The 26,682-nt window shown below is 27.3% G+C and carries 18 protein-coding genes and 2 pseudogenes; 11 read left to right on the forward strand and 9 right to left on the reverse strand.

Translation table 4 applies throughout. The features are described from left to right. Positions 1-153: 153 nt before the first annotated feature. From metG to secG, 4 genes are read right to left on the reverse strand one after another with little or no spacing between them, the layout of a single operon-like run. Positions 154-1,701: a methionine--tRNA ligase gene (gene metG / locus T395_RS0102485; protein ID WP_029512910.1), complete on the reverse strand. Its 1,548-nt coding sequence runs from the start codon at positions 1,699-1,701 to the stop codon at positions 154-156. Between the two features lies 1 nt (position 1,702). Then, positions 1,703-2,497 carry a tRNA1(Val) (adenine(37)-N6)-methyltransferase gene (locus tag T395_RS0102490; RefSeq protein WP_029512911.1) on the reverse strand — a complete coding sequence of 265 codons (795 nt, stop codon included), beginning with the start codon at positions 2,495-2,497 and terminating at the stop codon, positions 1,703-1,705. 5 nt (positions 2,498-2,502) lie between these two features. Beyond that, entirely contained in the window at positions 2,503-4,641 is a 2,139-nt protein-coding gene (rnr, locus tag T395_RS0102495) for a ribonuclease R (protein WP_051617831.1), read from the reverse strand. 3 nt (positions 4,642-4,644) lie between these two features. Next, positions 4,645-4,878 (reverse strand): preprotein translocase subunit SecG, encoded by a 234-nt coding sequence (gene secG, locus T395_RS0102500; protein WP_029512913.1) that lies wholly within the window; start codon positions 4,876-4,878, stop codon positions 4,645-4,647. A 353-nt stretch (positions 4,879-5,231) separates the two neighbouring features. On the opposite strand from secG, the gene T395_RS0102505 reads away from it, so the two are divergent. The 6 genes from T395_RS0102505 to T395_RS0102530 all read left to right on the forward strand — a co-directional run bounded on the left by T395_RS0102505 (position 5,232) and on the right by T395_RS0102530 (position 12,434). Continuing rightward, positions 5,232-8,468 carry a type I restriction endonuclease subunit R gene (locus T395_RS0102505; protein ID WP_051617833.1) on the forward strand — a complete coding sequence of 1,079 codons (3,237 nt, stop codon included), beginning with the start codon at positions 5,232-5,234 and terminating at the stop codon, positions 8,466-8,468. A 148-nt stretch (positions 8,469-8,616) separates the two neighbouring features. Further along, positions 8,617-9,204, forward strand: coding sequence for a guanylate kinase (gene gmk, locus T395_RS0102510; protein WP_029512915.1), 588 nt, complete (start codon positions 8,617-8,619; stop codon positions 9,202-9,204). 1 nt (position 9,205) lies between these two features. Continuing rightward, entirely contained in the window at positions 9,206-9,970 is a 765-nt protein-coding gene (locus tag T395_RS0102515) for a PP2C family protein-serine/threonine phosphatase (protein ID WP_029512916.1), read from the forward strand. Next, positions 9,951-10,940, forward strand: a complete 990-nt coding sequence (locus T395_RS0102520) for a serine/threonine-protein kinase (RefSeq protein WP_029512917.1) — start codon at positions 9,951-9,953, stop codon at positions 10,938-10,940. The genes T395_RS0102515 and T395_RS0102520 overlap by 20 nt, the downstream gene beginning before the upstream one ends. Positions 10,941-10,947: 7 nt before the next feature. Beyond that, positions 10,948-11,775, forward strand: coding sequence for a ribosome small subunit-dependent GTPase A (rsgA, locus tag T395_RS0102525; protein WP_029512918.1), 828 nt, complete (start codon positions 10,948-10,950; stop codon positions 11,773-11,775). Continuing rightward, positions 11,775-12,434, forward strand: coding sequence for a ribulose-phosphate 3-epimerase (locus T395_RS0102530; protein ID WP_029512919.1), 660 nt, complete (start codon positions 11,775-11,777; stop codon positions 12,432-12,434). The genes rsgA and T395_RS0102530 overlap by 1 nt, the downstream gene beginning before the upstream one ends. Before the next feature lie 30 nt (positions 12,435-12,464). On the opposite strand, the gene T395_RS0102535 is transcribed toward T395_RS0102530, so the two are convergent. Beyond that, complete coding sequence (locus T395_RS0102535; protein WP_029512920.1) at positions 12,465-13,091, reverse strand: hypothetical protein; 627 nt, start codon at positions 13,089-13,091, stop codon at positions 12,465-12,467. Positions 13,092-13,199: 108 nt separating this feature from the next. Between T395_RS0102535 and T395_RS0102540 the strand changes: the two genes are divergently transcribed. From T395_RS0102540 to lon, 4 genes and pseudogenes are all read left to right on the forward strand, one after another. Beyond that, on the forward strand, positions 13,200-15,374 hold the full coding sequence (locus T395_RS0102540; protein ID WP_029512921.1) for a HinT-interacting membrane complex protein P80: 2,175 nt from the start codon (positions 13,200-13,202) through the stop codon (positions 15,372-15,374). Between the two features lie 8 nt (positions 15,375-15,382). Continuing rightward, positions 15,383-16,711 (forward strand): HinT-interacting membrane complex lipoprotein P60, encoded by a 1,329-nt coding sequence (locus T395_RS0102545; RefSeq protein WP_029512922.1) that lies wholly within the window; start codon positions 15,383-15,385, stop codon positions 16,709-16,711. 7 nt (positions 16,712-16,718) lie between these two features. Continuing rightward, on the forward strand, positions 16,719-17,054 hold the full coding sequence (gene hinT, locus T395_RS0102550; protein WP_029512923.1) for a histidine triad protein HinT: 336 nt from the start codon (positions 16,719-16,721) through the stop codon (positions 17,052-17,054). Positions 17,055-18,172: 1,118 nt separating this feature from the next. Beyond that, a pseudogene (gene lon / locus T395_RS03400) lies at positions 18,173-19,829 on the forward strand (endopeptidase La); the annotation flags it as partial. A 268-nt stretch (positions 19,830-20,097) separates the two neighbouring features. Here lon and T395_RS03725 read toward each other — a convergent pair. The 3 genes and pseudogenes from T395_RS03725 to T395_RS03585 all read right to left on the reverse strand — a co-directional run. Then, positions 20,098-21,231, reverse strand: coding sequence for an HNH endonuclease family protein (locus T395_RS03725; RefSeq protein ID WP_029512924.1), 1,134 nt, complete (start codon positions 21,229-21,231; stop codon positions 20,098-20,100). A 1-nt stretch (position 21,232) separates the two neighbouring features. Then, positions 21,233-22,111: an adenine-specific methyltransferase EcoRI family protein gene (locus T395_RS0102565; RefSeq protein WP_029512925.1), complete on the reverse strand. Its 879-nt coding sequence runs from the start codon at positions 22,109-22,111 to the stop codon at positions 21,233-21,235. A gap of 307 nt (positions 22,112-22,418) precedes the next feature. Next, positions 22,419-22,871 (reverse strand): annotated as a pseudogene (locus T395_RS03585) (transposase); the annotation flags it as partial. Positions 22,872-23,480: 609 nt separating this feature from the next. On the opposite strand from T395_RS03585, the gene rlmD reads away from it, so the two are divergent. Then, positions 23,481-24,785: a 23S rRNA (uracil(1939)-C(5))-methyltransferase RlmD gene (rlmD, locus tag T395_RS0102575; RefSeq protein ID WP_029512926.1), complete on the forward strand. Its 1,305-nt coding sequence runs from the start codon at positions 23,481-23,483 to the stop codon at positions 24,783-24,785. Positions 24,786-26,358: 1,573 nt separating this feature from the next. Here the strand turns inward: rlmD and T395_RS03685 are convergent. Then, positions 26,359-26,682: IS3 family transposase (locus T395_RS03685; RefSeq protein WP_029512590.1), on the reverse strand; the 324-nt coding region annotated here is incomplete at its 5' end.

Raw genomic sequence — 26,682 nt, forward strand, 5'->3', positions numbered from 1 at the left:
AAGTTATTTTCATCTTTTCAAACACCATCAACTGAAAGGTTCAATTCTTGTTTTTTAGTGTCTTTAATTCATCTGCTAATTTCAACCTTAAATTCTTCTCTATTCTCTTTTTTTACTTTAATGTGTTTTAATGCTATAAAAATCATATTTCTCCTATTTTAATCTTGAATATAACATAAATTTAGCTTCAGGTTTTATGTTATCAAATTTATTGAATTCAGTTATTTTGCTTGCTTTAAATTCATTTACTTTCAAAGCATCAGCCACTTCTTTAATCTTATTAGGTAATGATATTTGTAAAGCATAACTTACAGCATAAATACCATTTAATAAGTTGATTAACACATGTTGAAGTTCTTCAAGATCGTTTGTTAATTTTCATGGTTGTGTTAAATCTATATATTTATTTAATTTGTTGCTTAATTCAATTGCTTCTTTAAGACCTTTATCAATTTTAAAATCGTTCATATATTGTGTATAGATTGAATCGAATTCGCATATCTCTTTTTCGATATTTAAATGAATAGGGTTATCGCTTTTACTATAAACTAGCCCATTTGGGAACGAATTATCAATCATTTTTAGAGTTCTTGAAATCAAATTACCATAATTATTAACTAGATCAGCATTAACAACTTCTTTTAATTTTTCTTCTCCGAAATTAGCATCATCGCCAAACGAAATTTGACTAGCAAAAAAGTATTTAACCATTTCATCATCAAATTTTTCAAGCAATGAATCTGGTTTAATCACATTATTTAAAGATTTAGACATTTTACGTCCATCTTTATCTCTTAATAAACCATGGCTTATAATATGCGTTGGTTGTTTTAAACCTAATGCCTCTAAGAAAATTGGTCAATAAATAAAGTGGAAACGTGCAATTTCTTTACCTAAAATATGAACTATTTCATCTCCATTTAATCAATATTTTAAATAATCGGTTGCATTTGGGTTTTGAACATCATAACCTAAAGCAGTTACATAATTAAATAAAGCATCTAATCAAACATATAAAGTATGATTTAAATCTTCATCTACAGGAATTGCTCATTGAACATTTGTTCTGGTAACTGACAAGTCTTCTAAACCTTCATTAATAAAGTTATTAAACATTTCATTAACAACTTTTTCAGGCATTAAAAATGAAGGATTTGATTTAATATAATTCACTCATCACTCTTGCAATTTTTTCATTTCGAAAAAATAGCTTTCTTCACTCATTTTAACTAATTTATGCCCTGAAGAAGGATGATAAAATTCACCATCTTCTTTTTGAATTGCTTGGTTTTTAGCCAAAAATTCTTCATCTTCAATCGAATATAAGCCTTCATATTTACTTTTGTATATAAAACCATTATTTAAAAATCAACTAAAAATATGCTTTACCGCTTTTTCATGATTTGGATTAGTTGTTCTACTAAAGTAATCGAAATCAATATGTCATTTTTTTCACATTGCTTTGTAAGAATCAACTAAATCATCAACAAATTGTTTAGGTTCAAGATTTTGTGCTTTTGCTTTATTAGCAATTTTTTGCCCGTGCTCGTCACTACCGGTTAAAAACTTTACATCATAATTTTGAGTTTTTTTGTAGTTAGCAATTGTTCATGCCATAATTGTGCAATAAAGATGCCCAATATGTAAAGGGCCAGAAGCATAATAAATTGGAGTGGTTATATAAAATGTTTTCTTTTTCATTTTAATTTTCCTTTTTTAGCTTTTTCTTAGGCTTATATAGTTCTTTAATTTCTGAAAGATACTCATGTTTTAGTTTGTCATTTGGATCGTGAAGATATAAATTTGGTAAAAAGTGTACACCTCAACCCGCTTGATATCTTGCTTCAACCAAAACTAATTTGGGTTTGTCTTGGATTCTTGGGATTATAAATTGAATCCTTTTTGGTTCAAATTTGTATTGTCTTAGCAAACAAAAGCAATCAACTAATCTCTCAACAGGAATAACCATTGTTAGATAGCCTTTTTGCTCAATAATTTTTGCCGATCCAGCAATAATTTGCTCTAAATTTAATTTAATTTCATGAGTAGCAATAAGCATTTCATTAGAAACATTTTTGCTTACTTTTGTATTATCTACCATAAAAAAAGGTGGATTACACACAATCGAATCATATTTCGAAAAGTCATTTTTAATTTTATTTTTTCAAAATTCATTGAAGTCTTCATTAATTAAATTAATCTGTTTTTCTTTATTGTTTAATTTAACATTTAATTCAGCTACTTCAACCGCAGATTTTTGAATCTCTAAAGCATCAATTTGAAGCTTATCATCTCTATCAGATAAAAAGATTGATAAAGCCCCGTTATTAGTCCCAATTTCTAGGACTTTTTTAATCTTGTTATTTATAAAAACAAAATTAGCTAACAAAATAGTGTCTACAGAATAATTAAACATATCTTTGTCTTGATAAACGTATAGTTCAGAATCAAAACCTAGTGAATTTTTTACTAGATTTCTATTTTTAAATTTTTCCATTTTGTCTATTTTAAAGGCTTATTGGTTTGTTGAATATCAAAACATTCTTTTAAGATAGCATCCACTTTTCCTGTTGTTCTATCTGCTTTAGAAATTACAACTGAAACCATATCTCCTAGTTTAATTGTTCTATTTTTACTTTTGAACTCTGTATTTGCTTCATTAACTTCATATTCATTGTCGCACATATTGCTTATATGGACCATAGCTTCAGTTTTATTTTCAAATTCTACGAATATACCAAATGGCATAATACTTACAACTTGCCCTTGATGTATTTGTCCAATTTTCTTTTCTCAATATTCAGCATATTTTAAGTCATTAGTATTTCTTTCTGTTTCTAATGCAACTTGTTCCGAATTAGAGTTAGAAACAGCTATTTCAGGTAATATTTGCTTGAAATAATCGAGTTTGTTTTTATTTTTGTTAAACACCAATTCTCTAATTATTCTGTGAATAACTAAATCAGGGTACCTACGAATTGGACTAGTGAAGTGGCAATAATCAACACTAGCTAGACCAAAATGACCAATATTATCCGGCGAATAAATAGCCTTTTGCATTGTTCTTAAAAAGAGAATTTTTAAGAATTCGTCTTTACGAATTTTATTTATTTGTTCAACAATTTTTTGGAATGATTTTGGTGTTATATCATCTTTATTTACAGCTACTTTGATATTCAATTCATTTAAAACAGAAACAAAATAGTCTAGTTTTTCTTGGCTTGGTTTTTCATGTATTCTATAAAGAGCCGGCAACTTAGCTTTTGCTAAATATTCAGCAACTTGTTCGTTAGCCCTAACCATAAAATCTTCAATTAAATTTTCTGAAAAACCTGTTGATTTTTCCACAATATCAACAACATTGCCTTTTTCATCAAGTTTTATATACGGTTCTTTAATTTCAAAGTTTATATACCCTTGATCATTTTTAAATTTCCGAATAATTTTTGCTAATTCAACAGCATTATTTAACATGTTGTTTAAATTTTCATCTTCAAAAGTTTTGTTATTGTTGATAAATTCATTAACTCTATCATAAGTTAAGCGATATTTAGAATTTATGACAGACTGTCTTAATTCTGTTTTGATATTATTGCCTCATTTATCAATTGTCATAATTGCACTTAAAGTAAAACGATCAACATTTGGATTAAGTGAACAAATACCATTTGACAATTTTTCTGGCAACATAGGAATAACTTTGTTTACCAAATAAATTGATGTTCCTCTTTTTAGAGCTTCAGCATCAATTGGGCTATCTTCTTTAACATAATAAGATACATCAGCAATGTGAACGCCTAATTCATAAGTATTTTCGTCAATTTTTTTGACATTTATAGCATCATCAAAATCTTTAGTATCATTCCCATCAATAGTAACTATCAATTCATTTCTTAAGTCTAAACGGTTATTAATATCTTTTTCATCAACAAAATCAGGGATTTGAATAGCCTGTTTCAAAACATCTTCTGGAAATGATTTAGCAATATCTTTTTCCGCCAAATATGCCTCAACAAAGACCATTGGATCATCAATTGAAGAAACAACTTGTTTAATTTTAATTCCAAAAATACCTTTTTTATAGTCTAATAATTCAGCAATAACTATGTCATTAACTTTTATCTTTACATCAGAACTTAATATTTTGAACTTAACGTTTTGTAAATTTTTTGATATAGCTATAAAATCAAAATATTCACCATTCTTTTTGTATACACCAGTTATTAATTTTGTTTTTCTTTCAATAATTTTGTCAATTTTGGCAAAAGTTTTTTCAGTATTGTCAAGATATTTAATAACCGTTGCTTTTACAAGATCATTTGGTAAAGCACCGTTAAACTCGGGTTTAGGCACAAAGTAACTTTCTTTGGGCTGATTTTCATCTAATTGTTCAATATCAATAAAACCAAATTTGCCTTCTGAAGCATATTTTAATGTGCCTTCAATTTCTTTTACAACTTGAATTGGCACATACAAACCTTTTTTAACTTCTGTAATTTTATTATTCTTTGATCAATTTACTAAAAGTTCTGTTAATAAGCGGTTTTCGCTTATTTTTATTCTTGCTAATTTAGCTAATTTAACAAATTCGATAGGAGCATTTTTAATTAATAATTTATAAATTTCAACTTCTTTTAACATATGTTATTTCATTAAAATTCTTATTACGACTGCTAAAGCAAGTAGAAATATACCTCCTAAAAGCATTGAATATTTAAGAACTTTCTTTATGCCCCTTTCTTTTGAGTTTTTGAATAATTCTAAGTCACTTGAACCAACTAATGCACCAGAAAAAGCATTAGAATCAGGTGACATTCTTAGAGAAACAATGATAATAACAAAAGCAATTATTATCATGATAACTGTTGTTGCAACCATTTTGCTCCTTATAATAAGTTAAATAAATTTACTATTATTATATATGTCTTATATATTTTTAATATTGTTTTTATTTAGCAATAAAAAACCATTATTTAATAATTATAACTTTTTGTCAATTATTCGAAAATAAGCACCAATCGCTTCATTGTTTCTTAATATCAATTATGTTTTTAGTAATTGATCAATTCAATAAGTTTGAATAATGGTTTATTAAATAAAAAAGGAAAAAATGTGAAATAAAACCTAAAAAGTTTATAACAGCGTCTTCATCAAAATACTCAAAATAATTTAAGTATAATTAAAGTTAATATAGACTTATTTTACTTAGATTTCGATAAAAAGAGGTATTTATGGAACAATACAAAAAAATTGCTGAAACTAATGACTCGACCCTTGTGGCAGACATAGATGAAATAAAAAAAACATTAAAAAGGGAAAGCGGTTATCAAACAGAGCAACAATTGGAAAATGAGTTAATTAACACCCTGCAAAGACTAGGCTATGAATATTTAGAAGTTAAAGATGAAAACGGATTATTAAACAATCTAAGAACTCAGTTGGAAAAATTGAACAAAACAACATTTTCTGATAGAGAATGAAACGATGTTAAAAGTCAATTAACAGGAGAAAATAAAACAATCCAAGAAAAAACAAGAATGATTCAAAAAGAATCGCGTTTTACTTTAACAAGAGATGATGGCTCAATAATAAATGTTAAATATGTTGATAAAGATAATATTCATGAAAACAGATTGCAAGTGATAAATCAATATGAAGCAAACAACGGCTTAAGAAAAAACCGTTATGACGTAACGATTTTAGTTAATGGTTTGCCTTTAGTTCATATAGAACTTAAAAGACGTGGGGTTAATATTAAGGAAGCTTTTAATCAAATTGATAGATATCAAAGTGAGAGTTTTTGAAGCGAGACAGGTCTTTTTGAATTTGTTCAAATTTTTGTTATCTCTAATGGCACAAACACAAAATATTATTCAAATTCAACGCGTAACGCACTTATTGAAGACAAATCTCGTAAAACTGATAGTAATAGTGTGAAAAATGGCACTGTTTCAATCAAGAAAAATTTAAAATCATTTGAATTTACTATTAACTGAGCAGACGCTAAAAACCAAAAAATTAAAGATTTAGAATATTTTAGTTTAACATTTTTCTCTAAACACACACTGTTGAATATCTTATTCAAATATTGTGTTTTTGATACAAATGACACCTTGCTTGTTATGAGGCCATATCAAATAATGGCTGCTGAAAGAATTATTCAAAAAATAATTATTTCTACTAATCAAAAGACTTGAGGTAAAAGAGAAGGGGGCGGTTATATTTGACACACCACCGGTAGTGGAAAAACCTTAACATCCTTTAAAACAGCGGAATTGGCGCAAAAAATTAAAGAAATTGATAAAGTAGTTTTTGTTGTAGATAGAAGAGATTTAGACTATCAAACAATTCGTGAATATAATCGTTTTGATAAAAATTTTGCTGTTGGTATAAAAAATACCAAAGGTCTTGAAGCTCATTTTGAAGAAGACAAATATACTCCAGATAAAGATAAAGTTGTTATAGTTACAATTCAAAAATTAACTAAATATATTGAAACACACAAAGATTCAAGAATCTATGACAAAAAAGTTGTGTTTATTTTTGATGAATGTCATCGTTCGCAATTTGGCATCATGCATAAAAAAATAACAAATGCTTTTAAAAAATATCATCTTTTTGGTTTTACAGGAACACCAATTTTCCTTGAAAATGGCAAAAAAGAAGACGGAGAATTAAAAACAACAAGCGCTTTATTTGGCGAGAAATTGCATGTTTATAATATTGTAGATGCCATTGAGGATGAGAATGTATTGCCTTTTAAAATAGATTACGTCAACACGATAGGGGTTAAAAAAGGCATAGAAGATAAACAAATTCAATCAATTAATAGAGAAGAAGCATTATTAGCTTCTGACAGAATTGAAAAAATAGTCTCATATTTACTCGACCACTATAATCAAAAAACACAGAATGGTGAGAGATATTCTTACAATCAAATAACTAATGTTTCTCAATTAGTTAAAAACAAGAATGAAGAAGAAAAAAGACTAACTAAACTTAATGGTTTTAACTCAATTTTTGCCGTCCACAATGTTAAAGCAGCGAAAAAATATTATTCTGAATTAGTTAAACAAGCCAAAGAAAAAAATCAAAATTTAAAAATAGCTTTAATTTATACATGAGCACCTAACGATAAGTCTAATGATGAACAATTCTTAGACTATGACATTAGCGAAGAAGATTTTAGCAGTTTAAAAAACTTAAATTTAGATGACCGTAGTTTTTTAGAAAAAGCAATTCAAGATTACAATAAGATGTTTGATACTTCTTATGATTTAGATAATGATGGTTTTCAAAATTACTATAAAGACATTTCATTGAGAATGAAAAACCGTGAAATTGACCTTTTAATAGTTGTTAATATGTTTTTAACTGGTTTTGACTCTGTTACGCTCAATACTCTTTGATTAGATAAGCCACTTAGACAACATAGCTTAATTCAAGCAATGTCAAGAACTAACAGAATTTTTAATGCTGTTAAAAAGTTCGGTAACATTGTCACATTTTATGATATTAAAAAAGAAGTTGATGAAGCAATAGCTTTGTTTGGTAAAGAAAGAGCTGAACAAATAGTGTTGCTTAAATCATATAAAGATTACATAAATGGCTACCAAGATGATCAAAATGGCGAAATAATACCTGGTTATAAAGAATTAACAGAAGAATTAAAAACTAAATTCCCAATTGAAGACAGTCAAAAATTTGATTATGAGTTAAGTACAGATTTAGGCAAAAAACAATTTGTTACTTTATTTGGAAAAATTTTAAAGAAAAGAAATATTTTAAAAACATTTGATGAGTTTATCAAAGATTCTAAAAACTTTTTAAGTGATCGTGACTTTCAAGATTACACAACCTATTATTTAGAAACCAGAGACAAAATTATTAGAAGAGCTAACCCTGATAAAGAAAGCATATTAGACGATTTAGTCTTTGAAATAGATCTTGTCAAACAAGACGAAATAAATGTTGAATACATATTGAATATAATTGCTCAACATTTTTATAATAAAAAGGATTCAGAATCAATTCGTAGACAATTGAGTAATCAAATTAAGTCAAGTCCAACTTTAAGAGACAAATTAAGCTTAATTGAAGAGTTTATTAATAAAATCAATGTTATGAATCTTGACGGTTTAGATGAGAATGCAATTCATGCTAAAGTTAATGAAGAATGAATCCAACATGTTCGCTCAGAGTATGAAAAAGAATTAGTCAAAGTTATCAAAGATTTAAATTTAAAAGAAGAAGAAACAAGAAGCTATATGAAAAAATCTTTTGACACAGATAAATTGAAATATCAAGGCAGGGCGCTCGGTAAAACAATTAAGTCTAGTTTTTTAAGTAGCAACAAAAGATTAAAGAGAGCTCAAGCTTATGATGCTTTAAAAGTGATCTTTGATAAATATCACGAAATTATCAATTTAAATTTTGATGAAATTAGCAATACAACTCATAAAAATTAATTTGTTCAATTTGCGAATCAAGAAATTTAAGAACTGGTTTTATTTTAAAAAAATGCATCTAAATAAATACATATAATTAATATATATGTTATATATTTTATTAATATAAATTTTAGCTAGCTATTGAAAAGCTAATAAAGGAGTAATTATGGACAAGAAATTAAAGCCAATTATAATTTTTACAGGCCCTAGTGGAGTTGGTAAAGGAACAATTGAAAAAGTTTTATTTAACTGAGAAGAATTAAAACTAAAATTGTCTGTTTCAGCCACAACACGTAAACCACGTCTTGGAGAACAAGATGGAATTAATTACTTTTTTATTAATAAACAGGATTTTGAACAAAGAATCGCAAACAACGAATTATTAGAATATAGCTTCCATTTTGATAATTACTATGGAACTTTATATAGCGAAATTGAAAGAATTCATAATGAAGGTAATGTACCATTTTTAGAAATTGAAACACATGGTGCAAAACAAATTTTAAATAATCCTGAAGCAAAAGCTAAATATAACATAATTACTTTCTTTGTTTCTCCGCCTTCATTTGAAGATCTTCAAGCTAGAATTTTAAACCGCAATACTGAAACTCCCGAAGCGGTGAAAGACCGTTTAAATAAAGCTTCTGAAGAATTGAAAGAAAAGCATTACTTTAAAAATCAAATTATTAATGATATTCCTGAAAGAGCAGCCGAAGAAATCAAACAGTTGATTTTGAATGAAATAGGAAATTAAAATGAAGACTAGCAAAATAAGCGAAATCGGAAATAAGCGTTTAGAAAACCAAGATTGTGTAGATATTATCCAAAAGGATAATTTTACGCTTCTTTTATTATGCGATGGAATGGGTGGTCATTTTGGTGGCTCATTGGCTTCGGTAATAACTGTTAACGTTTTCAAAAGCGCTTTTTTTTCTAAATTGAAAGAAGGAAGTTCAGATTATTATATTCAATGATTTAGAAACGTAATTAGTGATGCCAAAAATGAAATGCGCAAAATAGCCAATGGCGATGAAGCAAAACTTGACATGGGAACAACACTTGTAGCTGCTTTAATCAATGAAAAAACTAAAACAATTTTAGTCTTCAACATCGGCGATTCTCGAATTTATATTGTAAAAAATAATGGCTATTTAAAACAAGTAACAATTGACCAAAATGTCTATAACCGCCTTGTTTTGGAAGAAAAATGGGATAAGTTTGAAGCAATGAGATATCGTAAAGCTCATGCTCTAACATCGGCTCTTGGGCCTAATAAAAAAACTAAAATAGAAGTGTTTGATATTGGACATATTTACGACTCAATTCAAGCAATTATTGCTTCTTCAGATGGCATGCATGGTTTTGTGTCTTCAGCAACAATTGAAAACATTATGGCAACTAAACAAAGTGTAGAAGACAAATGTAAAGCTTTAGTTGAGCAAGCCTTACTTAATCAATCAACTGACAATATTTCTGTGGGTATTGTGGAAATGGAAAATAATGAGTCTAACAATTCTTAATAACAGTAAAGTTTATGAAAAATATAAAATAATTAGTGAGATCGGTTCAGGCGGATTTGCTCAAGTTTATAAAATTCAACCAATTAATGATCAAAGTAATACTTTTTATGCTTTAAAATATGCTATCACACCAAAAAATAGTGATCATGAAGTAGCTAAAAGAAGGTTCGCTCAAGAAATTAAGATTTATTCAAAAGTTAATTCAGATAAAGTGGCTAAGTACATTGATTCTTATTTTGATGAAAATGAACAATATATAGTGATGGAATTTGTTGAGGGTTACAATTTAAAAGATAAGTTGAGCGAAGGTAAATTATTACCAAAAACAGCACAAAATTATGCAATGCAAATTGCCGAAGGTTTATTAGAATTGCATGCTTCAGATATTATTCACAGAGATATTAAAAGCAACAATATCATGATTACAAATGAAAAAAATGTCAAAATCATTGATTTTGGTTTGGCAATAGATGATGATAGTCAGAGATATACTCAAGAAAGCAAAGTTGTTGGCTCAGTTTATTATATGGCTCCTGAAATCTGCATTTCTAATTCTCAGCCTACTAAAAAAAGCGATATTTATGCTTTAGGTATTTTGCTTTATGAAATGCTAACAGGTGAATATCCTTTCAAAGGTAAAGATGCAATTGATACTATAAACAAGCAAAAAAATATGAAATTACCTGATTTAACTAAAATAGTTGATATTCCGCAAGCTTTTGCTAATGTTGTAATTAAAGCTACTGCTAAACAAGCAGATAAAAGGCACAAAAGTATTTATGAATTTGCTCAAGATTTAAAAACGGTTTATACACCAAGAAGAATTTATGAACCAGCGCTTGATAGCAAAAAAATGAAGAAAAAATTAACTTTTCAAGACTTTATCAATAATAAAATCACGCTATGAGTTAGTTTAACAATTATAATTTTATTGATAATAACTACAATATTATTAGTAGTTTTTCTTTAGGAGTTTAATGAGAGGCAGAATTTATTCAGTTACTGGTGGAAAATACAGCATTAAAGACGAAAACAACCAAATGCATTTTTTACCAGCAGCAGGCAGTTTTAGACACGCCGGTGTTGTACCATTGGTTGGTGATTATGTAGAATTTGAACCAGATCAATATATTAATTATATTTATGAAAGAACTAACAGTTTTGTTAGACCAAGAGTTGCTAATATAGATCACATTATTGTTGTAATGTCAGTTTTACAACCAAGTTTTCAAACTTATTTGGTTGATAAATATTTAGCATTAATTGAAAGCAAAAATATTGAACCAATCATTTTTATTTCTAAAAATGATTTAGGCAAATGTGCAGAATATGAGCAATATGTTAATTTAGGTTATAAAATTTACGAAATTAACTATAAAAAAGATGAATGAGTAAAAATTGTTCAACACATTTTTAATGAAAATACTTGTTCATTAATGGGGCAAAGTGGGGTTGGTAAAACAACAATAATCAATAAAATGTTAAATTTAAACTTAGAAACTCAAGAAATTTCAAAACATGCTGATCGTGGAAAACACACCACCAGAACCGTACAAATTTATGATGTATTTGGTGGCCATTTAATTGACACGCCTGGCTTTTCGTCTTTAGACATTAAAATGACTAAGTTAGAGTTGGCTAGATCATTTAAACAATTTAGAGAACTTGGGCAAAAATGCAAATTTAAATCTTGCCTTCATGAAAACGAGCCTGAAAATTACTGTAATATTAAATTAAATGTTGGTAAATTGATACCTGAATTCAGATATCAAAATTACTTAAAATTATTAAAAGAGGTTAAATAATGAAAAATAAATATGTAACACCTTCAATTTTGAATGTTATTCCAGAAAACCGTTTGCAAATGGTTACTACTTTAATTAATGAGGGTATTAAATGAGTTCATTATGATGTTATGGATGGTGTGTTTGTTCCCAACACAGCTATTCAATTTCATGAAATTGAAAACATTCACAAAAATGCGCCAAAACATTTTAAAGATATTCATTTAATGGTTGCTGAACCATTTGAAATTGTTGAATCATACAAAGATATAGCTGACATTATCACTTTTCACTATGAAGCTGTTAACAAAAGCAAATTATCAAAATTCTTAAAAGACAATCAACATAATTTATCTTTAGGTATGGCAATTAAACCAAATACACCAGTTAGTGAAATAGAAAAATATTTACCATACTTAAGATTGGTTTTAGTAATGTCTGTTGAACCAGGAGCAGGCGGACAAAAATTTATTGAAACAACTTACGAAAAAATTAAAGAATTAAAAGCAATTAGATTAAGAGAAGGTCTTGAATTTTTAATTCAAGTTGACGGTGGAATTAACGATGTTACTGGTCCGCTTTGCTTTAAAGCAGGAGCAGACGCATGTGTGGCTGGTACATTTTTGGTTAAAAATCCAACAGCAGAAACTATCGAAAGCATCAAAAAAGGCAAAAAATAGACATTCATTGATGTCTATTTTTCTTTCGAATTAATCTTCGCCTCTTAAGCGACTTTGTCCTTTTTTGATTATTTTATAGTCTTTTTGGTTTAAATATTCACTAAAAAATTTAAAGTGAACTCCATCTTTTTCAAAGGCAGATAAGTTGATGTAATTTAAATTCTTAAAAAAGAAAAAGCCTTCAAAAGAATTGTTTGTAATTAAATAGCCGTTATATCTTTGTTCAAAAACAAGATTAATAAAATCAGTTTGTTTGATTCTTTTTGCGCCGATTAAATTAAAAAGCTTAAAAAAAGGCTTGTGATTTAAATAAGAATACACTAAATGTTTGCGATGTTTTTTAGAATAAAGTTCATGAAATTTTATTTCATTTGTTTCGATAATAAGATCAATAGGTATTATCCCATTTTTAGCTATAAAAAAGGGCGATAAAGAAAAATGGTCCGCGCTTTCATTGTCTTTAAATTGTTCAGGAAATTTAGCTTTTATATTAATATAGTCTTTTCAATATAATGTAATTCTAATGTTATGAAAATTAATGCTTTTAGCTTTTTGTAAGTCAAAATAACTTTGTGGGCTTAAACAAAAATTAATATTATTGCTTTCAAGCAAGTTTTTTAATTCATTACAACTATCAATTACAAACTGATTTTTCATACTTTGATTATATAGATATAAGTATTTTTACAAAAGTAAAAACTTATTATAATTATAAATACATATTAATATAGATTTAAATTTAGATATCTATTGAGAAAGGAAAATATGGCAAAGAGAAAAGAATCTTTTTTCGAGCGTTTAACTAAAAAGAATGCTGAACATGAAAATAGTGTTGTTGCTAAACCAAAAAAGAGAAAAAGTAAAAAAATCTTAATTATTGGTTCAATTTTAACAGCCGCTGTTGTAACAGGTATAACAGTGCCTTTAGTTGTTACTGGAACAAAAACTACTGTTGTAAATCCAATGGAAAATAACAAAGTAGTTTATAGTTTTACAACACCAAGTGGCTCAAATGTTAATATTAATGTTGGTCAATTACAAAAAATTAATGATGGTTCAACCAAAACTAATTACCAAGGTCAATTAGATCAAATCAATAAATTAGCTATTTACTACTTATATGATCAAGAAGTAGAAGCTTCCAAACAATATGAATCATTATGAAATGCTTCTCTTAAAAGTGGTGAAGTTGAAAACACAAACTTACATTTAAAATCAATTGCTGAATTAAAAACCCAAGTTGGTAATGAACTTAAAGATATTAAGCAAAATATCATTAAAAAATTTGGCTATGATAATTGAGAAACACAATACAACAACTTTTTAGTAGCAAACTATGATGGTGCTACAACTGAACAAGAAGCTATTGATAATAGTGTTTTTTCACGTATCAAAAATGATGCACTTCGTCGTTTCAGATTATCTACACAATCAGTGTCAAATTTAATTGATAGAGTAGCTAACCATGATATTAAAGATCCAAAAACCAACGAAGTTATTATTAAAAAAGGCGAAAAAGTGTTTTCTTGATTAAAAGAAATTAGAGCAGATGATTTAACTGGCAATTATTTTAAAGTTGATGATAAATATATAGGATTTACAACAGAAAGCTATGTTGTTGAACAAAAATCAGCAAATGCATTTATAGAAAATTATTTAAAAACTGATAATCCATACTTAATTACACAATTTACATTACCTGGAATTGTTAAAGTCAAAAATGATGGTGATTGAACAGTTAATAAAGATGCTTTTAAAAGATTAATGTTTGCTTGACCAGTTAGTTCAAACGAAGAAAACACAATTGCTTATAGTCATGACAAAGTTAAAGAATACTTCAAACCTTTTGATGATTATGTAAATATTTTGAACAATGATAATAGTGAAGCATTACCATTACAAGCTAGAATTTATAATGATGTTTTAAGTAAATTATCAGCAGATGATACAACAATTAAAAATAATTTTGGAACAAAAGGTATTACATCGTTAAGTTCTCTTTTCAACAATTCAGATGATGCATTAAAAGCCTTTTTAGCTATTAAAGATACATTATTAGGTACAAGCCAAATTAAAGAAATTGATTTATTTGGCAAGTTAGCAGAAATTCAAGAAGCAATTTTAGCCGACCAAAACATAACTAAACCAACTTTTGATAATGCAGCTGACTACAATGCTAAAAAAGAAGCGATATCTAAATTTAATGAATCTATTGAAAAAGCCTTTAATGCAGTTGATGAAACCAAAGACCAAGGTTTATATGATAAAAAATACAAACAATTGGTAACAAACAAGATTGCCGAAATTTTTGAAATAGCTGATGAAGTTAAAGACCACAAGCAAATTTTTACTTTCTACAAATTAGCAAATGCTGACAATACTTATATTTTATTAACAACCAAAGGTATTACATTAGTTAATCTTCAAACTGTCGCTGATGGTTCAGATACCTCAGCACAAATTAATCAAATTATTAAAATGATTAAAAACGATTACATTTTAACAAACAAATTCAACCAGTTTTCAGGCGTTAAATACAATGCTTTAAGTGTAATTAATAAATCATTAACCGAGCAAACATATGTAAATAATTTAATGTTAAATGATGAAAAATTTGTGGAATATTTAAAAACACAAGTTAATGTTTATAATTCAGCATTTAATTCATCACTTTCTGAAAATCCAAAATACAACGATGAAGATATCGACAATTTAAAATCTATTAATAACAATATTTATAAAGCTAATAATGCTGAAAAAGCATTAAGCTTAACAGAAAACATTAGTCAATGAATGAAAACTAGAGCACAAAACGAAGCTGATGGCTACTTCAAGTTTGAAAATAACCAAGTGTATTTCACAAACAATAAAACTCAAACAGCAGATAAATTACTTGATGCAAAATTAAAAGAACTTTTAAAAGTGTTCCAAAATAGATAGGAGGAAAGATGAAATTCAAGAAAATACTTACTTTAGGTGCAATTTCATCAGTTGCTTCATTGCCTTTAATGATCGCCTCTTGTGGAAGTAATACAGTTGATTCATCAAGTAAAATTAAACAAGACAAAATGCTTTCAAGCGAAACTACAACTTCAACAATTGAACAAAATTGATTAGAACTAACTTTAACCAGCCTTTATAACATTGAAGTTGCTGAAAATCAAAGCTTATTAGATCAATACCAAAACAATTTGGAAAATGTTTCTGCACAATCATTCAAAGATGCGTATTTAGCCTTTTCATTATATGCTCAAGAAAAAATGAAAACCGATGCTTTCTTTTTCAATAAATTAAATATTACATTAACTAAAAATGCTGATATTAGTAGTGAAGAAGCAACAAAATTAAACAATGAAACTATTCAAAATGAGATTCCAAGCCAAGAATTATTCAAAATTTATTGAAAAACTGATAAGAGTGGCGTTCGTCAAGACATTGACAAAATGTTATTAGTTTATAAATATTTAACTATTAATGATGTCGAACAACTTAAAAAAGTGGTGGACAATTTTAAAGAAGATACCACAATGAAGTTTGCCATTAAACACTATCTTTTAAGCAAATATGCTCTTGATAAAAAAATGGTGCAAATTTGACAAAAAACTACAACAGTAAATGAAGATTCGTTCTGATTACAAGGTTATGGTTTCATTAGCTCGGTTAACGATTTTAATGCTTTCTTTGCTGATGATGCTGCCGGAGCAAATAAAATTTTATTAGCCACTTCTAAAGAAAAACTAACTAACAATGAATATGACACTCAATTAAAAGGTTATTCTGGTTTTGAAACTAGTGTTACAAAATATGGACTTTATTGAGATTATGATACATTGTCAAAATTCAGCTCAGCGGTGTCTAATGATTATTCATTAACTGGTTTTTACAGTCCTGCGCAAAATAAATTAATTAGTAATTTAACTTCAGAAACAGCTTATTCACCATATAACAAAGATTCTGATACAACAGATAAAGCAGTTGTGGTTTATGTAAATCAAATCGCGCCAATTGGTCAAAGTGAAATGACTAATTTACCTATTTCAGAGGGTTCTACAACAAAAGAAGATAAAAGACTGTTATCATTTGAAAATACACCTTATGCAGATAAATTAGATGTATTAAGCTTTTTATTCCATTTAAAAGACGCTAATTTATATTCATTAGCAAAAACAGCTTTCTCTAAATTAGGACACAAAATCAAATTAGACAAAAGTATTAATACTGAATTAGCAAACAAATTCAAAGATGTTGAATATGTTGAATTAGTTGATTCATTGTAGGAGTGCTATGAAAGACTTGTTTTTAAAAATAATCAATAGAGAAATTCCTGGAGATTTCTTATATGAAGACGATGTTTGTGTGGCAATTTATGATAAATTTCCTGAAACAAAAGGCCATTTTCTAGTTATTCCTAAAAAGTGATCACAGAATCTAACTGAAATGGATGACGAAACAACAGCACACATTTTCAAAGTTGTTAAAAAATTAGCTAAACAGGAAATTTTAGATAAAGATATTCCAGGTTTCAAAATTTTGATTAACACAAATGAAGTAGCTGATCAAACAATTTTTCACACACACATTCATGTAATTCCAATAAGAGAAAAAAATGAATTATTATAAAATAAATAATTATTAATTAAATAAAGCAAACGCGGAAAGAATTTTTATTCCTGTTCCGCGTTTTTTATACTTTTAATTTTTGTCTTTAAAGTAAAGAAATATTAAACATATTAACCAATGTCTTTTCTGCTAATTATCACAATAACATTAAAATAGCAACCCTTATTTTTATACAGATAACTCCTGCGTTTCCCACTTGCTAGTATAAAAGGAAAATATCCGTTTTAGCAGATTAAACTAGGAACACGGAATATGGACAATCCATATTTCGTGTTCCTAGTTTACATTGAAAGCGTTTTTAGAAGTGCTTTCTTTTTTAAAATTTTCTTAATAAGCAACTTTCATTCATTGCTATTTACCCAGTAATAACGTCTAATTTCAAAAATAGCCGATAAAGACTTGTTTTAAAAATTTAAAAAAATAAAAAAATTCTTGACATTTACCTTGTTTTTGTGTAAAATTTGATTATTAATAATTTTAAATTATTAATGATAAAGGAGACCAACATGGTGCAAAAAAACAAAATTTTAACTTTTGACGTAAACAAACCTCAAAATGAAGGCCGAGTCTTGCTAAAAGATGATGTTAAAGATTTTAAATTTAAAAATTTACCTCAATTTATTGAACCAGAATTAAATGATGAAGAAAACGATAAAATTGAAACATTATTAATCTATACAAATAAAGAAAAAGACAAAAATAATTTAAGCGAAAAAGATTACTTTTCTAAAGATAGCAACGTTTTAAAAATTGCTTCTTTAGTAAAAATTAAACACATTACAAAAGAAGATAACGATGAGTGAAAAATCACATTAGAATGTGTTAACTCAGTATCTTTAACAACCCTTTATGATAAAAATCAAAAAATTACTAATATAGCAGAAGATGTTGTTTCTGTTGACTTTGAAAAAATTAATGATTGTACTATTACCAATGAAAATAATCTTATAAATAATAAAAAAACTTTTGAATTTGATAGAACAGTTGATGATCAAGAAACAGATGGATATTCAGAATTGCAATTGAAAAATGAAGTCTGCTTAGAAGAAGCAAACGACAATATAACAAATCCGGATAAACCATTAAAATTAGATAATCCTTTTGAAACAAATGAATTAAAAATTTATCCAAATTCAGTTACAAAATTAATTAAAAAAGTTAAAACACAAAACTGAGGAATGGAAAGGGACAAAACATCAGCATATATTAACACTTTAGAATCATTGCCATGAAGAAAAGTAGAAATTGAAACACTAGACATTAAAAAAGTAAGTGATATTTTAGATAAAAATCATAATGGATTAAAAGAAGCAAAACAAAGAATCATTGAACATTTAGCTTTAATTATCAATGAAAGAAATGTTGCTAATGCTAAAAAAGAAAAATCAAGATTATTGCCATTAGATGAAAATCACCAAATTGATCTCGATTTGTTTAAAGAAGAAGTGAATGGTAAAAAGGTACAAAAGAATTTTAATAATGTGCCAATTTTAATTTTGGTTGGTCCTCCTGGAGTAGGAAAAACATCATTAACTAATGCTATTGCTGAAGCTCTTAATAAGAGTATTGTTAAAATTAGCCTTGGAGGTGTTCATGATGAATTGGATATTAGAGGATCGAGTAGAAATTATAACAGTGCAATGCCAGGAAAAATTATAAAAGGGATTCAGAAAGTCGGTGTATCTAATCCAATAATTTTATTAGATGAAATTGATAAAATGGGGGCTTCAACACAAAATGGTGACCCAGCAGCAGCTTTATTAGAGGCACTTGACCCCGAACAAAATACTAAATTTCAAGACAGCTATTTAGAACATGAATATGATCTTTCAAAAGTGATGTTTATTGCTACCGCCAACTATATAGAGAATATTCCACGCCCTTTATTAGACCGCATGGAAGTAATCGAATTGAGTAGTTATACAACAAAAGAAAAGATTAAGATTGCTAGCGATCATTTAGTGAAGAAAATTATTAAGAAATCAACTTTAAATGAAGATCAATTTATAATTGATAATCAAGTAATCAAATTCATTATTGAAAATTACACTCATGAAGCAGGTGTTCGTAAGCTTCAACAACTATTAGAAAAAATTGCACGCAAAATAGTTACAAAAATTGTGCTTGGTGAAAATATTAAAAAGTTTGTAATTACAAAAGAAATTGTTATTGAATTATTAGGAGCTCCTAAAATTAAAGATGAAGACAGTGATAAAGATGAACAACCAACGCCTGGTGTGGTAAATGGACTTGCTTGAACTCCAGTTGGCGGAACAACATTGCAAGTAGAAGTTAATACACTTAAGGGCAAAGGCGGATTAAAATTAACAGGTTCACTTAAAGATGTTATGAAAGAATCAGCAAATATTGCCTTAACTTATGTAAGATGCAACGCAGAAGCATTTGGCATTAAAAATTTTGATTTTGATGAAAATGAAATTCATATTCATGTCCCAGAAGGTGCTGTACAAAAAGATGGTCCTAGTGCTGGTGTTGTGTTTGCAACTGCTTTAATTTCTGCTTTAGGTAATAAACCTGTTCCGCAAACAGTGGCAATGACTGGCGAAATTACTTTAAGAGGAAGAGTTTTAGAAATTGGTGGATTAAAAGAAAAATTATTTGCTGCTCACAAAAAAAAGCATAAAACAAATCTTTATTCCATTTAAAAATAAAAATAATTTAAATGATATTGATGATGAAATTAAAGAGGGATTAGAAATAATTCCTGTAAAGAACTATGCTGAAATTTATGATATTTTATTTAAAAATAAATAATTAATGCTCAAATTCAATGTGCATTGTAACAGAAAAAACACCGTTGTTCAAATGTGGCAACGGTGTTTTTTGCGATGTTTTTCCCGCACTTTCCGCTTGCTAGTTTCGCTAAAACGGATATTTTCCTTTTTATACTAGCAAGTGGGAAGTGCAGGAAAATGAAAGCATGTTAAAAAGCCGGTTCAATGTTCCGGCTTTTTACTATTTTTTTGCTCTTTTGTTGTTACACTGCACATTGCAATCTTGCTAGCAAGGTAACCCCTTGCTATTATTTATTTGATTTACTTCTATTACATGTTCCACATAATAATTGCGCATTATCTTTTGTCGTGCTCCCACCCTTGCTTCAAGGATGTATGTGGTCAACTTGTAAGTCTTCGTAATAAAAGTATTGCTTACAGGTATTACATTTAACAGCTTCTTTATTGTCCTTTAGTGCTTTTTCACTTTCATCAAATAATTCTCTTTTTATATCATCTGAAAACAATCTATTTTTATCAAAATTAATATTTTGTAAATAGCCATTTACAATATCTTCATAATAGTCTTTTTTAATAATAAAGCCAGCTTTCTTTAGTTTTTTACGATAATGAGATATAAAATCATTTAGCTCAGCTTTTTTAGATTTTAAAATAGACTTACATTGTTTATTTTTATTTAATGCTTTAGAAAAAATGTCAAACCATATATCTCTATCATCTGCCGGCTTATTTAATATAGTTGCCATTATATCAATAACAGAATTTAGTTTACTACGGTAGTCATCTTCTAGTTTAGTAGAACTATCTTTATTTTTTTTGACGTAATCAAGTATCTTACTTAAATCTTTTTTACCAACTATTTTGCTAAGTATTCAGTGTTCTTTAGCACCCCTTGATGCTTTATTACTTTCTTTAAATAATTTATTTAAGCTCTTATCATCTTTACATACTTGCTTTAATGTATTGATAAAAACACCATTATATAAACCGTTGATTATTTCAAAATCACTTAAAGGCACACCTAAAGTATTTATTCTATAAAAGATATTCCTTTTATGTTCTTCATCACCACGACAAACAATGATATTTAATAACGTATTATTAACTTTATTTTGTAAGTCGGATTCTTCACTTCCGTATTCTTTTCAATTTTTATTATTATATTGAATATCATTTTGCTTAAAGTTTTTTATTGCCTCAATTCTTTGTTTCCCATCTAATACTTCATAAACACCATTTTCGTTTTCTCAAAAGTAAAAGGCTGGTAAAGGAATATCATTTACAATACTATCAATAACAAGCGCTTGCTTATCAGCGCTGTATACAATTTCTCTCTGAATTAAAATATCAGAAATAATTTTCCCATCATTGACTTTTTTAATAACTTCCTCAACACTCATTGTAATATTATTTTGTTCCATATTAATTATCCTTTCTTACTAATTTATTTTTGATGATAAGTCTTCTATAACAAAATTTACCATTAACTCTTAAATGTCATTTTTTATCTTCTTTTTCTAAGTATTGACTATCTCCTATAATCTCAAACTGCTCGGGATTATATTTATCTAAAAAAGTAATAGGAACTCCCATATAATCACTGTAATCACAAGGTATATCTTTTACTTTATCTACATTAATAGCATTATAGTTATCATATCTAGGGTATAGTTGCCGGTCGTATTTTTCAGTAAGAATTAATCTTTGATGTCTAGGTTCAACATCTAAGTTAGTAAATCATCTAGTCAATCCTTTCATATTTTTAAGCTCATTACTACCCGGCTGAATGAACTCTTCTGCTGATGTATACCCTAATCACAATTTATCTTCTTTTATATATTCAGATATTTCTTTATATGTAATAGCGTTCTTATTGCCTATTATTAAGAATTTTAAATTGTATTCCATTATAATTTCAATAAAGTCTCTAAATAAAGAAAAGGGTGGATTAGTTATAATTATTCCATCAGGATGTTTTTTAGCAAATTCTCTAATACTAATTTGAAAAGGTACACCTTCGTCAGTTTTAGGATTATAAGCACTAAACATTAAGTTTAAATTTCATTCTTCTTCTTTAGCTCTTAAAAATCTACTAAAATTAAATCCATCGTTATACTGTTCAAGCAATTTTCCGTTTTGAATTATTTTCTTTTCATCTTCGCTTAAAAGGTAAAAATCAAAATCGCAAGGACATAAAATGTTCTTGCCTTTAAGTTGTTCCTTATAATGATTTAATTCTTTTGCAATATCTGAGTACTGAGTATAAAACTCATTATTTTTCGCATTTTTTGCACTGTGCAAGCTTGAGTTGTTTGATTTATTAGCGACTAGCGTGCTAGTCTCTCTCTCTCTCTCATCTTATTAATTGCTCATCTTTTGCATCCTACTGAATTTTTATAATATGGACATTCCGCAGGGTTAACATTAAGGCTGAGTATCCTTTCTTTTATTATTAAAATTATACAAAAATAGCAAGAAAATGCTTGCTATTTCTATTTAAATTGATTACGATATTTACGTACATAAATTCCTGAGCTTCCAAGTTAAAAAGGGCTAAAAAACGAAAACACCTATAAATAAGGCGCTTTCGTTTTTTTGTTATTTTTAATTACAATGATAGATTTTCTATAACAAATGAAAAATCTTTATATATTTTGTTTAATTCGTAATGATTTGGATCTAAATTATTAATAATTTCACCAACAACTTTACCATTTACAGTTTTAGTTGTTATTGTTATAAGTTTTAATGCATCTATAAACATATTCATAGTTACTTTTTGAATTTCACCATTATCTTCATAGAACTTTTTAAGTTTGTAAATTGAGTATTTCAAGACAATCAGCGCTAAGAAATATAAGAAAACATGAGCTAAAATGTGGTTTTCGTTATGAACGTATACCGGCCTAATTTGTAAGGCTGATTTTAACATTCTAAAATTGTCTTCAACTTTTCGTTGTTGCTTGTAAATCTCATTTGCTCTTTCGGATGTTAAGTCCATAATATTGCTTTCAATAATATAAAAACCATCTCGATCAGCTATTTTTCTAATCTCCCATATTTCACGCTTACAGGCACCATATTTCGTGTTTTAGACATTCAAACTTGAGAACTAGGAAATAATTTATAAACTAGAGTAATTCATGTAGCATAAGTTTGTTCGTTGTCGCGCCACATTTTTTAACCCAATATTTTTAATATAAAAAACTAGTTTTTCGCATTTGTGCTTTATAATATCTATGATGCGTTCCCGTGACGAACGATTATTCAATTTTAATTGAATTGCTTAAGAGTTTAATTCCACTCCTTTCTTTAGATAATAGAAAAAGTTTTATGCGTGAAGCTTTTTGTTTTTTTAAATATCTCTTATATGTTAATGATAAAAAGAAGATTGATTCTTCTTTTTTTATTTTAATCTCTATTTTAAATTTAAAAAATACGATTTAAGTAGTTTTTTGAAGCAAAAACGCATTTTTTATGTTTATAATTACTTCGAGGTGGAATATGAGTTGTGATAAAAAAGAATGCACATGTACAAATTGCGCATGCAAAGATTGCACTTGCAAAACTGAATGCAAAAAAGAATGTTCAGAAGCAAAACAATGCGACTGTACTAAAGAAAGCAAATAAAAATAGCGTTAAGCTATTTTTTTCTTACAATTTAATTATTATGAATTATCAAATTAATCAAATTATTAAAGATGTTGAATGTAAAGAACTTTCATATGAAGGCTATGGAGTTGTATTGTTAGACAACTATAAATTGTTTATTGAAAATTTTTTGCCGGGCGAAATTGCAGATGTTCAATTATATAAAGTGAATTCTAAATTTGCCTTTGGCAAAACCATCAATTTATATAAAAGGTCTAAATTAAGAATTCCTGTAGATGATAATTTAATCCAAACAGGGGTTGCTCCATTAAGCATATTGCCATATAATGAACAACTAAAGTTTAAAGAAAATATTGTAAAAAACTTATTTAGTAGAAACTTAAATTTTGATAAAGTTGAATCGATTCTTGCTAGTCCGCTTCAATGAAATTATCGGAATAAAGTTAAAATTTTGGTTAAACAAAACAATGGCGAGTATATTTTTGGAGCATTTGAGAAAAATACTAACAACTTTATTCAACTCAATTCCTTTCCTTTAGCCAATAAACAAATAGAATTGTTTATATCTGAATTTAGAAAGTTTATCAACGAAAATGACTATTTTAAAGACACTTTAAAAGAATTAACAATTACATGTTCAACTAATAATTTATTTAATTTAATAATTAATTCTATTCAACCAATTAAATTTAACGATTCAATAAAAACTGCAATAATTGAAAAATTTGGCAATTTACATTCAATAGTAAATATTTCAAATAAACAAATAAAAGAAATATTTAAAAATCCAAAAAACTTGTATTTCAATCAAATAGATTCATTAAATTTTATAGTGCATCCATTCAGTTTCTTCCAAATCAATACAGAACAAATAAGTATTTTATATTCAACATTAGCAAATAATATGAATCTAAAGTCAACAGATGTAGTATTAGATGCTTATTGTGGAGTTGGGACAATTGGTTTGTTTATAGCTAAAAAAGTCAATGAAATAATAGGGATTGAGATAATTCCTGAAGCTACACAAAATGCCAAATTAAATGCCAAATTAAATAAAATAAATAATGCTGAATTTTACGCAGGAGACATTGATTTAGTAATCAAAAGACAAAACAAGTTATTTAATAAAATAATTGTCGATCCACCAAGAGAAGGTTTGACAGATAATTTTATTAACAAGATTTTGGAATATAGTCCAGAAGAAATAGGATATATTTCGTGCAACCCCCACACAATGGTCAGAGATATACAAAAATTAATTCAAAAAGATTATCAAATAGATTATGTTAAGCCAGTAGATATGTTTCCACAAACATTTCACATTGAATGTGTAGCGGTTCTATCTAAAAAGAAATCAGAATAATTTATTTAAATATTTTTCTATCATTGTAATTCTGAAATAACAAAAACCAAATATAGCTTCGTTATAGGCTTATTTGGTTTTTGTTTACCTCTTACTTGGAAATGTTAATTGCATAAACATAAAAACAAATAATATTTTATCTATTGTTAAAATTATCAATTAAAAAACAAAATTCAAATAACATTGTTTCCTGAATGATAGTGATAATGCCCAGAATTTAATTCATTTTGATTTTTTGTTAATTTTTATACTAGCAAGTGGGAAACTAATGTCATTAAAAACACACGTTAGTTTTTATACTACTAAGTGGGAAAGTCAGATTGTTTATCTGAACTTTCCAAGTAAAAATTTTTATTTTATCTAAAAAAACTATTTTATAGTTGTTTTATAAAATAAGCTAAATTAAATTACAATGATAGAGAGGACAATTTTGACGGTTATCAGTAGCATAAAAATTTATACTACTAAGCGGGAAATAAAAACATTATCAAAGAAAGTTTTTAATTTTTATACTAGCAAGTGGGAAAAGTTTTAATTGTGTTTTTTGAAAATTTATGCTACTAAGTGGGAAACTAATATCATTAAAAACAGACATTAGTTTTTATACTAGCAATTAGGAAACAATTAATGTTTAAAATTTATACCAGCAAACGGAAAATGATATTTATAAAATCCATTCTATCATTCTATACTACAAAGTGGGAAATACTTATTATTTATTTTGTTTTCAAATTTAAAACTTATCTTTTTTTCTAAAAATACTATTTTATAGATGCTTTATAAAAAACCACGAAATTCAATTACAATGATAGAGAAGACTTGTTTACTAGTTGTCAGTAGCACAGAAGTTCATACTACTAAGCGGGAACATATAAACAAAGAATATTTTTATACTAGCAATTTATGCTACTATGTGGGAAACTAATATCATTAAAACAAACACTAGTTTTTATACTAGTAAGTAAGAAACAATTAATGTTAAAAATTTATACTAGTAAGTGAGAAATGAATGTCTATAAAATCTGTTCTTTCATTCTATACTACTAAGTGGGATAGACATATTTTTATTTTAGCTTTCCAAGTAAAAACTAATTTTCTTTCCAAAAAGACTATTTTATAGTTATTTTATAAAATACCCTAAATTCAATTACAATGATAGAGAAGACTATTTTGCTAGTTATTAGTAGCATAAAAATTTATGCTATTAACGCGGGAATAAAGTTTTTCTCAAAAAAGTTTCATTTTATACTAGCAAGTGGGAAAAGTAAAATTCTAAAAATTTATACTAGCAAGTGAGAAATGAATGTTTATGAATCGCCCTTTTATTTCTATGCTACAAAGTGAGACGGATTAATTTTGTTTTTTTGTTTCCAAGTTAATTTTTATTTTTTGACTAAAAATACTAATTTATAGGCGTTTTATAGATTAGTTTTTATTTAATTGCAATGATTGTAGGTTGATTTTTGAACAACGTCAGTGGGATAAAAAAATATGCTACTAAATGAGAAACAAACACACAGTAATAAAAAATATTTTTATACTAGCATAAACTAGGACAAGTTTTATAGACAATTTATAAAAAACTCAAAGCATCTCAATATTGTTGAGGTGTTTTTCAATTTAACACAGATTGAAATCTTTCATTGTTATATCATTCAATGTAATCTTTGATAATGTTTTTGAGTTTATCAAAGCAAATTGTTTTGTAATTTACAAAGTTTAAACACTCAGATTTGATGTTTGAAAAGAAATATTCAACTTCCCTATTATCTAATGAATTTCCGACCCTGCCCATAGATACATTTCCATTGTTTTTTGCAACTACATCGAGATATTTAGATGATGAATATTGAAATCCGTGATCTGAGTGAAGAATTCAAGGTTTTTTAAACTTTAT

Origin of the sequence: Mycoplasmopsis iners ATCC 19705 (genome assembly GCF_000701805.1) — a bacterium.
In the GTDB taxonomy this organism is placed as follows: Bacteria; Bacillota_I; Bacilli_A; order Mycoplasmatales; family Metamycoplasmataceae; genus Mycoplasmopsis; species Mycoplasmopsis iners.